The sequence below is a fragment of the Thauera sp. WB-2 genome, assembly GCF_027594845.1.
GTDB classification, from domain to species: Bacteria; Pseudomonadota; Gammaproteobacteria; order Burkholderiales; family Rhodocyclaceae; genus Thauera; species Thauera mechernichensis.
This window is the reverse complement of the sequence record NZ_CP088935.1, coordinates 1,593,369-1,607,765: the sequence shown is the minus strand read 5'-3', so window position 1 is coordinate 1,607,765 and position 14,397 is coordinate 1,593,369. Positions and strand designations below refer to the sequence as shown.

General features: G+C 66.6%; 13 protein-coding genes. 6 read left to right on the top strand and 7 right to left on the bottom strand.

The genetic code is table 11. The features are described from left to right. Window positions 1–67: 67 nt before the first annotated feature. From LQF09_RS07310 to LQF09_RS07290, 5 genes are all read right to left on the bottom strand, one after another. Window positions 68–3,142 (bottom strand): efflux RND transporter permease subunit, encoded by a 3,075-nt coding sequence (locus LQF09_RS07310; protein WP_270069576.1) that lies wholly within the window; start codon window positions 3,140–3,142, stop codon window positions 68–70. 10 nt (window positions 3,143–3,152) lie between these two features. Further along, entirely contained in the window at window positions 3,153–4,277 is a 1,125-nt protein-coding gene (locus LQF09_RS07305; RefSeq protein ID WP_002923684.1) for an efflux RND transporter periplasmic adaptor subunit, read from the bottom strand. A gap of 160 nt (window positions 4,278–4,437) precedes the next feature. Beyond that, entirely contained in the window at window positions 4,438–4,863 is a 426-nt protein-coding gene (locus LQF09_RS07300; protein ID WP_002923681.1) for a VOC family protein, read from the bottom strand. A gap of 10 nt (window positions 4,864–4,873) precedes the next feature. Further along, window positions 4,874–5,131: a hypothetical protein gene (locus tag LQF09_RS07295; protein ID WP_002923679.1), complete on the bottom strand. Its 258-nt coding sequence runs from the start codon at window positions 5,129–5,131 to the stop codon at window positions 4,874–4,876. 61 nt (window positions 5,132–5,192) lie between these two features. Next, the gene (locus LQF09_RS07290; RefSeq protein WP_232433186.1) at window positions 5,193–5,669 is read right to left on the bottom strand and encodes a hypothetical protein; all 477 of its coding nucleotides are present in this window, start codon (window positions 5,667–5,669) and stop codon (window positions 5,193–5,195) included. Between the two features lie 267 nt (window positions 5,670–5,936). Between LQF09_RS07290 and LQF09_RS07285 the strand changes: the two genes are divergently transcribed. After that, window positions 5,937–8,021, top strand: a complete 2,085-nt coding sequence (locus LQF09_RS07285) for a cation:proton antiporter (RefSeq protein ID WP_232433185.1) — start codon at window positions 5,937–5,939, stop codon at window positions 8,019–8,021. A 215-nt stretch (window positions 8,022–8,236) separates the two neighbouring features. On the opposite strand, the gene LQF09_RS07280 is transcribed toward LQF09_RS07285, so the two are convergent. After that, window positions 8,237–8,596: a DUF2784 domain-containing protein gene (locus tag LQF09_RS07280; RefSeq protein ID WP_002923670.1), complete on the bottom strand. Its 360-nt coding sequence runs from the start codon at window positions 8,594–8,596 to the stop codon at window positions 8,237–8,239. A gap of 81 nt (window positions 8,597–8,677) precedes the next feature. After that, complete coding sequence (purM, locus tag LQF09_RS07275; protein WP_002923667.1) at window positions 8,678–9,736, bottom strand: phosphoribosylformylglycinamidine cyclo-ligase; 1,059 nt, start codon at window positions 9,734–9,736, stop codon at window positions 8,678–8,680. A gap of 141 nt (window positions 9,737–9,877) precedes the next feature. Here purM and LQF09_RS07270 point away from each other — a divergent pair, with 141 nt between their 5' ends. From LQF09_RS07270 to folK, 5 genes are all read left to right on the top strand, one after another. Next, the gene (locus LQF09_RS07270) at window positions 9,878–10,984 is read left to right on the top strand and encodes an AI-2E family transporter (protein WP_002923664.1); all 1,107 of its coding nucleotides are present in this window, start codon (window positions 9,878–9,880) and stop codon (window positions 10,982–10,984) included. After that, window positions 10,981–11,673: a DnaA regulatory inactivator Hda gene (gene hda, locus LQF09_RS07265; protein ID WP_002923662.1), complete on the top strand. Its 693-nt coding sequence runs from the start codon at window positions 10,981–10,983 to the stop codon at window positions 11,671–11,673. Before LQF09_RS07270 ends, hda begins: the two co-directional genes overlap by 4 nt. 58 nt (window positions 11,674–11,731) lie before the next feature. Next, on the top strand, window positions 11,732–12,394 hold the full coding sequence (locus LQF09_RS07260; RefSeq protein ID WP_270069575.1) for an HAD family hydrolase: 663 nt from the start codon (window positions 11,732–11,734) through the stop codon (window positions 12,392–12,394). 83 nt (window positions 12,395–12,477) lie between these two features. After that, window positions 12,478–13,836 carry a polynucleotide adenylyltransferase PcnB gene (gene pcnB, locus LQF09_RS07255; RefSeq protein ID WP_002935853.1) on the top strand — a complete coding sequence of 453 codons (1,359 nt, stop codon included), beginning with the start codon at window positions 12,478–12,480 and terminating at the stop codon, window positions 13,834–13,836. A gap of 7 nt (window positions 13,837–13,843) precedes the next feature. After that, complete coding sequence (folK, locus tag LQF09_RS07250) at window positions 13,844–14,329, top strand: 2-amino-4-hydroxy-6-hydroxymethyldihydropteridine diphosphokinase (protein WP_270069574.1); 486 nt, start codon at window positions 13,844–13,846, stop codon at window positions 14,327–14,329. Window positions 14,330–14,397: the final 68 nt, after the last annotated feature.

Sequence of the window (14,397 nt, the reverse complement as noted above, 5' to 3'; positions counted from 1 at the left end):
CAACGGCACACACGGTCAACGGGGCCCGCACTCACGCCACGGGCGGGGTGCGGGCCCGATCGCTTGTTCAGGTCTGGATCTGTGCCGATGCCCCGTCTGGCAGCGCCTCACGCTCACGACGCGCCAGCAGCGTGTAGACGGTCGGCACCACGAACAGCGTGAAGAAGGTACCGATCAGCAGCCCGCCGACAATCACCCAGCCGATCTGCTGGCGGCTCTCGGCACCGGCACCGGTCGCCAGCGCCAGGGGCACCGCCCCCAGCACCATCGCCCCAGTCGTCATCAGGATCGGGCGCAGTCGCAGCACCGCGGCTTCGACCACGGCCTCGCGCAGGGCTTGACCCTGCTCGCGCAGCTGGTTGGAGAACTCCACGATCAGGATGCCATGCTTGGTGATGAGGCCGACCAGGGTGACCAGGCCGATCTGGCTGTATACATTGAGGGTGCCGCCAGTCAGCCACAGCGCACCAAGCGCCCCGGTCATCGACAGCGGCACGGTGAGCATGATGATGAAGGGATCGCGAAAGCTCTCGAACTGCGCCGCCAGCACCAGGTAGATGAAAGCCAGCGCGAGCACGAACACCAGCGCCAGGCTAGCCGAGCTCGACTTGAACTCGCGCGACTGGCCGTCGTAGTCGGTACCGTAGCCCGGCGGCAGGAGGCGCTCTGCGGTCGCCTCCATCCACTTCAAGGCCTCGCCCAGCGTGTAATCGGGCGCCAGGTTGGCCGAAATCGTCACCGAGCGGCGCTGGCCGAAGTGGTTGAGTTCGCGCGGCGCGACGCGCTCGCTCACCTTAACGACGCTCGCCAGCGGCACCATGTCGCCGTTGCGCGCCCGCACATAGATGTCGCGGATGTCACGCGGGTCACGGCGATCGTCCGCCGCCACCTGGACGATCACTTCGTACTGCTCGGCGTCCTGCTTGTAGCGCGTGACCTGGCGGCCGCCGAGCATGGTCTCCAGCGTACGGCCGATGACATCGACGGCCACCCCGAGGTCTGCAGCGCGGTCGCGATCGACCTCCACCGCCAGCTCGGGCATGGTGAGCTTGAGGTCGGTGTCGGGCGACACCAGGCCAGGGTTGTCGCGCATCGCATCGAGAAAAGCCTCGGCGACGGCGGCAAGCTCCTCGTAGCTGTCCGAGGTCGACACCACGAAGCTCACCGGCCGCGAACGTGCCCCCTGACCGAATGACGCCGGCAGGCTGGGAAAGGCATTGACCCCGGTCACGGCACGCATGCGCGGCTGCAACTCGGAGGCGATCTCGGATGATCTGCGCGCGCGCGCGCTCCAGTCGGCGAACCCGACAAAGGAGATACCCTGCGACACCGTCGGGTTGCCGGTGATCACGAGGTAGCGGTCTACCTCCGGGATGCTGGCGTAGATCTCCTCGAGCTCGCGTGCGTAGCGCGCCATGTAGTCCAGCGTCGCGCCTTCCGGACCGTTGAACAAGCCGACCACGCGCCCTCGATCCTCGAGCGGAGCGAGCTCGGTCTTGAGCTGCCCCATCAGCCACACCGAGCTCCCGGCAACCACGGCAAACACCAGCATCACCAGCCAGCGCAGCTCCAGCGAGGCCGACAACACGCGACGATAGCCATGAGTCAGCCCGCTCAGGAAACGTTCGATGGCGTTGTACACCGGTCCATGCGTGCGCTCGTGGCGCAGCAGCTTCGCGCACATCATCGGCGACAGGGTGAGCGCGACAAAGCCCGACACCAGCACCGCCCCCGCCAGAGTGAGTGCGAACTCGGTAAACAACTTCCCCGTGCGCCCGGTCATGAAGGCCACCGGCGCATAAACCGCGGCCAGGGTGATCGTCATAGCCACGATCGCGAAACCGATCTCCCTGGCACCCTGGAAGGCTGCCGCCAGCGGCGCCATGCCTTCTTCGATATGGCGATAGATGTTCTCCAGCACCACGATCGCATCGTCCACCACCAGCCCGATCGCCAGAACCAGCGCCAGCAGGGTCAAGGTGTTGATCGAGAAGCCCAGGGCATACATCAGCGTGAAGGCGCCGACCAGCGACACCGGGATCGTTACCAGCGGCACCAGCATCGCACGCCAGCTGCGCAGGAAGAACAGGCACACGCCGGCCACCAGCAGCACCGCCTCCCAGATCGTGGCGAACACCGCATCGATCGAGCGCTCGATGAACACCGTAGTGTCGTTGGCAATCGTCATCGACATGCCTTCCGGCAGCTCCGCCTGCAGGCGTGGCAGCATCTCGTCAAGGCCGCGCTTGAGGTCGAGCGGATTCGCAGTGGCCTGCTTGATGAGGCCGATAGAGATCGCCGGCCGGCCCATGAAGCGTACCGAAGTGCGTTCGTTCTCGGGCGCCACCTCGACACGGCCGACGTCGCGGATACGCACCGGGTAGGCGTCGGGGGTGCCGGCCTGGCGCAGCACTACCGCCTCGAACTGCGCCGGCTCGACCAGGTCGGTCTGCGCCACCACCGCGAACTCGCGCTCGCGACTCTCGATGCGTCCGGCGGGCAGCTCCACATTCTGGCGCCGGATGGCGTCTTCCACATCCTGCACGGTGAGCCCGAAAGCCGCCATGCGGTCGCGGTCGAGCCAGATCCTCATCGCATAGCGGCGCTCTCCGAACACGCGCGCATCCGCTGCGCCAGGCAGGGTCTGCAGGCGCGGCTTGATGATGCGGCTGGCAAAGTCGCTCATCTCCAGCGGCGAATGGCGGTCTGACGAGAACGCAACCCATATGATCGGGCTGGCGTCAGCCTCGACCTTGGCGATCACCGGCTCATCGATATCGTCGGGCAGGCGCTGGCGTACGCGCGAAACGCGGTCGCGCACGTCGGCCGCTGCGCTGTCGGCATCGCGCTCGACGCGGAAGCGTACCGTGATCTGGCTGCGCTCCTGACGGCTGATCGAGGACAGCACATCCACGCCCTCGATACCGGCGAGCGAATCTTCAAGCGGCTTGGTGACCTGGGACTCGACGATCTCTGCGCTCGCACCGCGGTAACGGGTATCGACCGTCACCACCGGCTCATCGATATTGGGGTACTCGCGCACGGTAAGCCGCGAGTACGACATCATCCCGACCAGCAGCACGAGCAAGGAAAGCACGGTGGCGAACACCGGACGGCGAATGCAGATGTCTGAGATGCGCACGCTGCCTGCCTCAGTCCGCCGCCAGCGCCACGCCGCTGGGCGCATCCGCGAGCGTCACCTGCGCACCGTCGCGCAGCTTCAGTTGGCCGGCCGTCACCACGACCGCACCTGCGGACAAGCCCTCGGTGATCTCGACGACAGCATTGCGGCGCACCCCGGTACGGACATCCACCCTGCGCACTGTGTCATCGACGACCTGATAGACGTACTGCACATTGCCCGGCGCCGGCACCAACGCCGCCTCCGGCACCACCAGCACGCCACTACGCTCGGCGAGGATCACGCGCACACGCGCGAAAACCCCGGGGCGCAGACGGCCGTCCGGGTTGTCCAGGTTCGCACGTAGCCGCACTGCCCGCCCCTGGGCGTCCACGAGCGGATCGACTGCATCCACGACAGCATTGAAACGCTCGCCCGGCAGCACGTCGCTCGATACCTCGACCACCTGGCCACGACGCACACGGTCCAGATACTGCTCGGGAAGGCGGAAATCCACCTTGAGCGTCGCGATATCCTCGAGGTTGATCAGCGCATCGCCGTCCTTCACGAAATCGCCCGGGCTCACGCTGCGAATGCCCACTACGGCGTCGAAGGGCGCACGGATCTGCATGCGCTCGAGCCGCGCCTGCGCCAGCGCCACACCCGCGCGTGCCACCTCAAGTTGAGCACGCGCGGTGTCGAGGCTGCTCTGACTGACGAACTTACGTGCAAACAGATCCTGGGTCCGACCGAAATTGGACTCAGCAAGGGTCAGGTTGGCGCGCGCCTGTTGTAGTTCGGCGCGCTGCACCGCGGCATCGAGCTCGACCAGCACCTCGCCACGCTCCACTGCCTGTCCGTCGCGAAAGCGGATCGCTGCGATCCTTCCCGACACTTCGGGGCGCAGCACGACCGACTCGTTCGACACCAGCGAGCCCACCGCCGCTACATCGTCTGCGAGGGCCAGCGCCCGTACCGTCTGCGCCTCGACCCGCACAGGCGCGGCGGCGCCCGTTGCAGTCACGGTCGCCGCGAGGCCCGGACGATCGGCCTTCAGCCCCCCCGACTGCTCGCGGTTGACATACCAGGCGAGCGCAGCCACGACGGCAAGGCCAGCGAGGCTCAGTGCCAGGACGGGAGTACGACGTGAAGACATGATGCCTCTATGGTTTCCATTGCAAAGCGCAGGCGGGCGGGGATGCTACGCCGCCAACGGCGCCCGGCGCCATCATGGCACCAGCCCAGAAGACGGACCGGCCTGTGCGCCATTGGTTTCCCGGCGCGCAAGGGCCTCGCGGTGCCGCAACACAAAGTATTCAATCCTCGGGAAGCGGCCACTTCGGGTTCCACGCCACTTCCCAGAGGTGACCATCGGGGTCCTGGAAGTAAGCGGCGTAGCCCCCCCAGAATGTGTCGCGCGCGGGTTGCGGAATGGGCGCACCGGCCGCCTTCGCCTGCGCCACCACGGCATCGACCGCATCGCGACTGGCCACGTTGTGGCTGAGCAGGCACTCGGTGGAACTCCTCGCGCCGACTGTCACGCCCGCATCGTGGGCCAGGCTCGCGCGCTCAAAGAGCGCCAGCTTCAAGCCCGGCTGGAGGTCGAAAAAGACTACGGCGCCATGCTCGAACTCGGTGCCGACGATCCCCTTGGTCGGCCAGCCCAGGCCATCGCGGTAAAAGCGCAGCGCACGCTCGAGCTCATCCACCCCGAGGGTGATCACCGTGACGCGCGGCTTCATGAGGCAGACCTCATCGACATTGCAGGTGGCCCGACTGTACATGTACAACGCACTGCATCGCACCGCACTGGCAGTTACGCAAGGTGGACACGGCAGCGCCCGCGGCGCCGAGATCGACACCGCGCGAGCACACGCAGTCGAGCGGCTCCAGGCTGGGCAGGCCCTGCGCCCGGCTTTCGGCGGCCGACGGCGCAGCGCTGAGCACGACGACCGACACCGCGGTCGCAAGCACTGCGGCACCACTCATGAGCAAGGTCCGGATGTTCATGGTCTGATACTCCCTGATGTTGAGGGCTGGACTGGCGGACAGCGTAGCAGCAATCCCCGCCTCAGTCCTCGCCGCGGGCGCACGCCCACAGGAGCAGCGCCGCAAACACGAACAGCAGCGCCCACTTCAGGGACGAACATGCGGTCGACAACAGGTAGGTCAGCGGCGTATCGAATCGCGGCACCTCCGTGAGCCAGGCATGAAAGGCATTCTCCGCCGCATCGAAGGCAGCCGCCAGCGGCAGGCACATGCGCGCAAACGCCCTCCCAGCCCGCCCCAAGGGCTCGAACACATGGGTACGCGTGGCGAGCAGCCAACCGAACGCCGCGTAGGACAGCAGCAAGACATGATCGACGACGAGATGGCGGCGGTAACGTTCAAGATCCTCGGGCGGCCAAAGGTGAACGATCTCGCCGAACGTGCGCGGCGACCAGGCGAACTGCAGTGCCAGGACACCCGGGCTGAGCGGCCAGAGGTAAACCGTGATGGCGGCAGACAGGACCAGCGCAAGCAGACCGCTCATCCAGACCCATCTCATCGAGGTAGCGCCTCCCCGGGGCGTGATGCGGCATCCTCCGCGCTCGGCAGGTCGCACGCACCCCGCACCACTTCGATGACATCGCCCGATACGCTCAGCATCCCGCCCTCTCGCTGCAGATCCGCTGCCGAGTCTAACCGACGACACCGCAACGTGCAGGGCGATTGCCTTCTTTGCGCGCCGCCCTCCCACGCGACACCAGGCTTGCGTGCGAGCGCCGCAGCGGCGCTATGATGCAGCCTTCGCTCCCGGATGGTGCGGCGCAAAATGAACGACTATCTCCCGATTACGGACCCCGTCCTGGTGTTCGCACTCGTCGCGTTGCTGATCCTGCTTGCCCCCATCGTGATGGGGCGCTGGCGCCTGCCTGGCACGATCGGTCTGCTGCTGGCGGGTGCCATACTCGGCCCCAATGCCCTCGGCGTACTCGCCCGCGACCAGTCGTTCGTGCTGTTCGGCACCGTCGGCTTGCTGTACATCATGTTTTCCGCCGCGCTCGAGATCGACCTCGTCGTGCTCAAGCGCTACCGCATGCACAGCCTCGTCTTCGGCCTGCTCACCTTCGCCATTCCGCAAGGTGTGGGCACGCTGGTGGGGTACTACGTCCTCGGCTTCAGCCTGCCTGCAGCGATTCTGCTCGCAAGCCTGTTCGCATCGCACACACTGCTGGCGTACCCGGTCACCCGACAGCTCGGCATCGCACACAATCAAGCCGTCACCACTGCCATCGGCGGCACGATCATCACCGACACCCTCGCCCTGCTCGTACTCGCCGTGATCGCCGCGTCGACACGTGGCGACACTGGGGACTACTTCTGGCACACGCTGGTCGGAAGCCTCGTGCTCTATGGCGTGATCGTGCTGTTCGGCCTGCCCAAGCTCGCACGCTGGTTCTTCCGCAATGTCGGACGCAACGGGGTGTCGGAGTTCGTCTTCGTGCTGTCGACGGTGTTCGGCTGCGCCGGCATGGCGCACCTTGCCGGTTCGGAACCGATTGTCGGCGCCTTTCTCGCCGGCCTTGCGCTGAACCGGCTGATCCCGCACAACAGCGCACTCATGAACCGGATCCAATTCACCGGAGAAGCGATCTTCATCCCCTTCTTCCTGCTTTCGGTCGGCATGCTGCTCGATGTCAGCGTGCTTGTCGCAGACGTGCGCTCACTGTCGATCATGCTCGCCATGCTCACCTCCGTGCTGGTGACCAAGTGGCTTGCCGCCGCCGCCACTCGCGTGTTGCTCGGCTACAGCCGCGAGCAGGCCGGCCTTGTATTCGGTCTGAGCGTCGCTCAGGCCGCGGCTACGCTGGCGGCAACCATCGTCGGCTACGATCTGGGCCTTTTCGACGATGCGGTGGTCAACGGCGCGATCATGATGATGCTGGTGACCTGCATCGTCGCCCCCCTGCAGGTCGATCACCACGGCCGCAAGATCGCCCGCCAGAGTGCAAGCAACGACAACGCGGTGATCGGCTCGAAGCAACGCATCCTCGTCAGCCTGTCCAGTCGTGCGCCACACAAGGCCTTGCTCGACCTGGCGATGATGCTGCGCGAACCGGACCAGCAGCAGCCCATATTCCCGTTGACGGTCATCGAGGACAGGGAGGACGCGAACGAAAAGGTCGTAGCGGCAGAACGTGTCCTGTCACGCGCAACGAGCTACCTTTCCGCTGCCGACGTGGGCTCGCAGCCGACCACCCGCATCGACCTGAACCTTGCATCGGGCATCCTCAAGGCGCGGCGCGAGCTAAGTGGAACCGACGTCATCGTCGGCTGGAGCGAACGCACCACGGCACCCGAGCTGTTCTTCGGCTCGCTGGTCGAGAACATGTTGACCGAGCGCGAATACAACCTGATCGTAAGCCGCCCCAGGACACCCCTGAACACCTGCAGCCGGCTGCTTTTCGCCATTCCACCCGACGCCCGCCACGAACCCGGCTTTCCGCTCGCCGTGCGTCTGGTCAAGCGCCTTGCCAGACAGCTCGACGGCACGCTCGTGATCCTCACCGAAACCAAACAGGAGGCCGAGGTCAGCAAACGCGTCAAGGGCATTGCACCACAGTGCGAGGTACGCACGCTGGGGCTGGCGAAGTGGTCGAATCTGATCCGCGTCATCAGCGACAAAAAGGGCCCGGGAGACGCCCTCGTCCTTTATGGCGCGCGCGTCGGCGGTCTCGCCTGGCGCCCGGCGATGCGCTTGCTGCCCGGGCGTCTGGCCGGCATCTTTCCGGAGACGAACATCCTGCTCGTCTATCCAGCCATACCGCGTGACGAGCGTGGCGACGACCTCGCCCTGGGGGCGGGCGCGCAAACGGTGATCGATGTCAGCGATTCGAACCGGAGAGTAAGCATCTGAACGCCCCGCCCCCCGGTAGGAGCGGCGCAAGCCGCGAGGGGTTGAAGGCGACCACGCCGGATGACCGCTCAAAAAAGCTCGCGGCTGGCGCCGCTCCTACAGGAGAGCGCCGCAGCGTTTGTTCCCGCCGTAGGAGCGGCGCAAGCCGCGAGGGGTTGAAGGCGGATATGCATCTATCTGCTGCGGGCGGCCGACGCTGCACCTGGCCGACCGGATCAATGCCGTCGCCGCAGCACGACGGCATAGATGAGCACATTGGCAACGATCACGACGCCTGCGAGCACAACTTGGATCTGCGGCGTCAACCCGGGCGGGTAGATCAGCGCCAGCAGGTAGTGCTCGATGAAGCCGGCCGTGTAGCCCGCTTGACCGGCCTTCGCGCGCAAGAGATTTTCCAGCGGCGTGAGCGGGCAGATACCCCCGCTCAGCTCGATGAACACGCCCCAGGCCACGGCCGGCAGATGCAGAAGCGGCGCCCACCTCCAGCGCAGCGCAAACAGCCCGCCCAACACGACGAACAGGATGAAGCAGAGGTGCAGTACCAGCACGCCGTCGGCCGCCACGCGGTAGATCACGGTCGAGCCTCCTCAGGCATCCTGCCCGGCACACGGCGCCCGCCGGGGTGCCATGCCCCGGCCCCGCCGCCGCTGTCGACCTCAGCCGACGATGGTCTGCGCCTCTCCAGCCTTGCGCGCATCGATGCGGCCGATCCGGTACACCGCCTCGCCCGCCGCCTTGAGCGCAGCCTCGGCCGCATCCGCATCCGCCGCTGCAACGACGACCGCCATGCCGATGCCGCAGTTGAACACGCGGTACATCTCCTGCATGTCGACGTTGCCTTCCTTCTGCAGCCACTGGAACAGCGGCGGCAGCGTCCAGCTCGCGGCGTCGATGCGGGCGGTGAGCTCGTCGCGCAGGATGCGCGGCACGTTCTCGGTGATGCCACCGCCGGTGATGTGGGCCATGCCCTTCACCACACCGGGTTGCGCCTGCATCAGCGCCAGTAGCGGCTTGACGTAGATGCGGGTCGGCTCCATCACCACGTCGCGCAGCTTGCGGCCGTGGAAGTCGGCGTCGAGGTCGGGCTGGGCGACGTCGATGATCTTGCGGATCAGCGAGTAGCCATTGGAGTGCGCGCCGCTCGAGGCCAGGCCGAGTACCACGTCGCCCGGTACGATCCTGCTGCCGTCGATGATGTCGGCCTTCTCCACCGCGCCAACGGCAAAGCCGGCGAGGTCGTACTCGCCGGCCGGGTACATGCCCGGCATCTCGGCGGTCTCGCCGCCAATCAGCGCGCAACCGGCCAGCTCGCAGCCCTGGGCGATGCCCTTGACCACGTCGGCGGCAGTGTCTACGTCGAGCTTGCCGCAGGCGAAGTAGTCGAGGAAGAACAGCGGCTCGGCACCCTGCACCAGGATGTCGTTGACGCTCATTGCCACCAGATCCTGGCCAACGGTGTCATGCTTGTCGAGTTGGAAGGCGAGCTTGAGCTTGGTGCCGACGCCGTCGGTGCCCGACACCAGCACCGGCTCCTTGTACTTCTTCGACAGTTCGAACAGTGCGCCGAAACCGCCGATGCCGCCCAGCACCTCGGGACGCATGGTGCGCTTGGCGAAAGGCTTGATGCGGTCGACCAGGGCGTCGCCGGCTTCGATGTCCACACCGGCGTCGCGGTAGGAAAGGGAGGCTTGATTGGGAGAGGTGGGTGCGCTCAAGGTCGGTCCTCTGGGCTCGCAAGAAATGCAGGGCGGGGCCACCCGGCGGCGCACTCAACTTGAGGCCGCCACGCCAAGTGGCTACATTTACGGGTTCCGCGGGCGGCTGACGCCCGCGCCAAGTCCGCGATTTTACTTGAAATGAACACTGCCCGCGCCGATCGCCTGCAAACCCGCGTCTGGATGGCGACCGGTATCGCACTGGTCGGCCTGTTCTGGCTGCTCGGCCCGATCCTGACGCCCTTCGTGATTGCCGCGGTGTTCGCCTACATCTGCGACCCGGCCGTCAATTGGATGGTCGCGCGCCGGGTGCCACGCGCGCTCGCCGTACTGCTGGTGATCATCGGCCTCGGCCTGGTACTGGTGGCCCTGGCCTTGATCCTGCTGCCAATGGTGTATCGCGAAGGCGTACTGCTGGTGCGCCGCCTGCCCGAGCTGATCGAGCTCTTCAATGCCGAGGTCGCCCCCCTGCTGCAGGCCCGGCTGGGCGCAGAGATCAAGCTCGATGCCGAGCAGTTCCGCAAGCTCCTGACCGACCACTGGGACAGTGCGCAGGACCTGCTGCCGATCATGCTCGGGCACCTCAAGACCGGGGGCATGGCGGTGATCGCCTTCGTCGCCAACCTGTTCCTGATTCCGCTGGTAATGTTCTATCTGCTGCAGGAGTGGCCGCGCATCCTTGCCGAACTGCAGCGCATCGTGCCGCGGCCGATGCTCGAGCGCACGCTGCGCATCATCGGCGACATCGATTCGGTGATGTCCGAGTTCCTGCGCGGCCAGCTCTCGGTGATGCTGCTGCTCGCGGTCTTCTACAGCGTCGGGCTGTGGCTGGCCGGACTCAAGTTCGCCCTGCCGGTGGGCGTGCTTACCGGCCTGCTGGTGTTCATCCCCTTCGTCGGTTTCGGTGGCGGCCTGTTGCTGGCGATCATGGCCGCGCTACTGCAGGGCGAGGGCATCACACCGCTGCTCGGGGTTGCCGTGGTGTACAGCCTCGGCCAGCTGCTCGAGAGCTTCCTGCTCACCCCCTACCTGGTCGGCGAGCGCATCGGCCTGCACCCGCTGGCGGTCATCTTTGCGCTCATGGCGTTCGGCCAGCTGTTCGGCTTTGTCGGCGTGCTGGTGGCGCTGCCAGTGAGTGCAGCATTGCTGGTGGGTCTGCGCGAGATACGAGGTGCCTGGTACGCCAGCCCGGTTTACCTGGGCCGCGACGGTGCTACGCCACCTACCGCTGACGAGGGCGAAAAATGAAACAGCTCGTCCTCGACATCCGCCCTGACACGCCACCGACCCTGGAGAATTTCGTCGCCGGCACCAATGCCGAGCTGGTCGCAACCGTATCGCTGCTCGCCAGCCTGGGTACGGCGCGGCAGCTGCCGGTGCGCCATGTCTACCTCTGGGGCGCGCCCGGCAGCGGACGCAGTCACCTGCTGCGCGCAGCGGCGGCCCTCGCGCGCGAAAGCGGCCGCCCCGCTCACCTGTTCACCGCTGCCGACATCGACGACAACCTGCCCGAAACGCCCGACGCCATGGTGGCGGTGGACGATGTAGACCAATTGGGCGCCGAGGCCCAGATCGCGCTCTTCAACGCCTTCAACCGTGCCCGCGGCAACGGCCAGTCGCTGCTGCTCGCCGGTCCGTCAGCCCCGCTCGGCCTGAACTTGCGCGAGGACCTGCGCACCCGCATCGGCCAGTGCCTGATCTACGAGGTACAGCCGCTCGACGACGATTCGCGCGCTGGCATCCTCGGCACGCTCGCCGAGCGGCGCGGCCTGCGTCTGTCGGACGAAGTGATCGACTTCCTGCTGCGCCATGGCCGCCGCGACCTCGCCAGCCTGCGCACCGTGCTCGATGCGCTCGACGCCGCCTCGCTCGAACGCAAGCGTCCGATCACCCTGCCCCTGCTGCGCGAGATGATGCAGCACGGGCTCGAGATCTGAGCCCTCTCACGCACTCAGCCCCTCACCAATACGACCTACCAGCCAACGGAGCACCGCCTTGAACCTCGCCCTCTTCGACCTCGACAACACCCTGCTTGCCGGCGACTCGGATTTTGCCTGGGCCCAGTTCCTGATCGGCAAGGGCGTCCTCGACCGCGAAGTCCAGGAAGCGAAGAACATCGAGTTCTATGAGCATTACAAGGCCGGCACGCTGGACATCTTTGCCTTCCTCGACTTCCAGCTCGCACCGCTGGCGCGCCACCCGCGCGCCCAGCTCGACACCTGGCATCGCGAGTTCATGGACGTCGTGATACGCCCGATGATCACAGCCAAGGCACGAACGCTGGCCCGCCAGCACATGGACGATGGCGCTCTGGTTGCGGTAGTGACCGCAACCAATGCCTTCGTCACCGGACCGATCGTGCGCGAGTTCGGCATCCCGCACCTGGTAGCGACGATCCCCGCCCAGGAAGGCGGCGCCTTCACCGGCAGGCCCCGCGGCACGCCGGCCTTCAAGGCCGGCAAGATCGAACGTGTCGAAGCCTGGCTGGAATCGCTCGGCCTGCACATGGGCAGCTTCGAGCACAGCTGGTTCTACAGCGACTCGCACAACGACCTGCCGCTGATGGGCCGCGTGTCCAACCCGGTCGCGGTCGATCCGGATGACACCTTGCGCGCCCATGCCACCGCGCAGGGCTGGCCAGTGATCTCGCTGCGCTGAATGCGCGGGCGGGGGAAGGCGCACCGCCGCAACGGGGCGATCGGTTATCATTGCCGGCTTATGCAAGTACGACGCCTTCCCCAATGATCCGCAAGCTGCTGCGCAAGGTCTTCAAGCGCCCGGCGCCCACCGTCCGCCACCAACCCGCCCGCATCCCGCTCGAACGCCACGGCATCCGGCGCGAGCAGCTGTCGCCTGCCGCGCGCAAGGTGTGCATGACGCTGCAGGAGCAAGGCTACACGGCCTTCGTCGTCGGCGGCGCGGTACGCGACCTGCTCATCGGCCAACCGCCGAAGGATTTCGATGTCGCCACCAGCGCCACCCCCGAACAGGTGCGCGCGGCTTTCCGGCGTTCGCGCATCATCGGCCGCCGCTTCAAGATCGTGCATGTGATGAGTGGGCCGGAGACCATCGAGGTCTCCACCTTTCGCGCCAGCCAGGACGCCGAATCGGCCGAAACCGACGAACACGGCCGCGTGCTGCGCGACAACGTCTTCGGCAACCAGGAAGAAGACGCCACCCGCCGCGACTTCACGGTCAACGCCCTGTACTACGACCCGGGCACCGAGACCATCATCGACTACCACCACGGCGTTGCCGACATCGAACAGCGCACCCTGCGCATGATCGGCGACCCGCGCACACGCTACCGCGAAGACCCGGTTCGCATGCTGCGCGCCGTGCGCCTGGCCGCCAAGCTCGGTCTGACGATCGACCCTGCCGCGCGCCACCCCATCCGCGAGATGGGTGTGCTGCTCGAGAACGTCCCGGCGGCGCGGCTCTTCGACGAAATGCTCAAGCTGCTGTTCTCGGGCCACGCCGTCAAATGCCTCCAGCAGTTGCGCGAAGAAGGCCTGCACCACGGCCTGCTGCCCCTGCTCGACGTCATCCTCGAGCAGCCTATGGGCGAACGCTTCGTTTGGCTGTCGCTGCAGAACACCGACGAGCGCGTCCGCCAGGACAAGTCGGTGTCGCCCGGCTTCCTGTTCGCCACCCTGCTCTGGCATGAGGTCCTCGCCGCCTGGGAGCGCAGGAAGGTGGCAGGCGAGGCCGGCCAACCTGCACTGTTCGAGGCCATGGACGAAGTCCTCGACGCTCAAGCCGGCAAGCTGGCGATCACGCGCCGCATCGCGGGCGACATCAAGGACATCTGGGCGCTGCAGCCGCGCTTCGACAAGCGCAGCGGCAAGACGCCCTACCGCCTCATCGAGCAGCCGCGCTACCGCGCCGGATGGGACTTCCTGCGCCTGCGCGCGCAGGCGGGTGAGATCCCGATGGAGATCGTCGACTGGTGGAACGACTTCGCCCATGCCGGTCATGACGAGCGTGAGGCATTGCTGCGCCAGGCGCCTGCCGAAACCAGTCCGGCGAAGAAGAAGCGCCGCCGTCGGCGCAAGCCCGCAGGGGGCGGCGAGGCCGGCACGGCGCCGGAAGGCGCCTGAACGCCTCATGAGCCCCCCGGTACGCGCGTTCGTCGCCTTCGGCGCAAACCTCGGCGACCCTGTCGCCGCTTTTGCACTTGCCCTACAGCGCCTGGACGCGTTGCCATCAACGCGGGTCCTGGCCCGCTCCGCGCTGTACCGCAGCGCACCGGTCGGGGTGGTAGGCCAGCCCGACTACATCAACGCGGTCATCGAACTGTCCACCAGCCTCGACGCACGCGTCCTGCTCGAGGCCTTGCTGATGATCGAGCGCGAGGGCGGACGCACGCGCGATTTTCACATGGCACCGCGAACGATGGATCTCGACCTGCTGCTGCATGGCGAGGCAATCATCGACGAACCCGACCTGCAAGTCCCGCATCCGCGCATGCATCTGCGCGCGTTCACGCTCGTGCCGCTCGCCGAGATTGCGCCGGGCTTGCACATTCCGCGCCGCGGCGCCGTCAGCGACCTGCTCGCGGGCGTTGCCGACCAGGCCATCAGTCGCCACTGAACAGCCGCCGCCACCGCAGCAGCACGCCCCCCACCCCGCCCAAGAAATACCGACGCACCACTGCGCCT

Bases quoted from the DNA above. Each gene is read 5' to 3' on its own strand.
- LQF09_RS07305 (WP_002923684.1), bottom strand. From the start codon at position 4,277: ATGTCTTCACGTCGTACTCCCGTCCTGGCACTGAGCCTCGCTGGCCTT.
- LQF09_RS07300 (WP_002923681.1), bottom strand. From the start codon at position 4,863: ATGAAGCCGCGCGTCACGGTGATCACCCTCGGGGTGGATGAGCTCGAG.
- LQF09_RS07295 (WP_002923679.1), bottom strand. From the start codon at position 5,131: ATGAACATCCGGACCTTGCTCATGAGTGGTGCCGCAGTGCTTGCGACC.
- LQF09_RS07290 (WP_232433186.1), bottom strand. From the start codon at position 5,669: ATGAGATGGGTCTGGATGAGCGGTCTGCTTGCGCTGGTCCTGTCTGCC.
- LQF09_RS07285 (WP_232433185.1), top strand. From the start codon at position 5,937: ATGAACGACTATCTCCCGATTACGGACCCCGTCCTGGTGTTCGCACTC.
- LQF09_RS07270 (WP_002923664.1), top strand. From the start codon at position 9,878: ATGAACACTGCCCGCGCCGATCGCCTGCAAACCCGCGTCTGGATGGCG.
- hda (WP_002923662.1), top strand. From the start codon at position 10,981: ATGAAACAGCTCGTCCTCGACATCCGCCCTGACACGCCACCGACCCTG.
- pcnB (WP_002935853.1), top strand. From the start codon at position 12,478: ATGATCCGCAAGCTGCTGCGCAAGGTCTTCAAGCGCCCGGCGCCCACC.
- folK (WP_270069574.1), top strand. From the start codon at position 13,844: ATGAGCCCCCCGGTACGCGCGTTCGTCGCCTTCGGCGCAAACCTCGGC.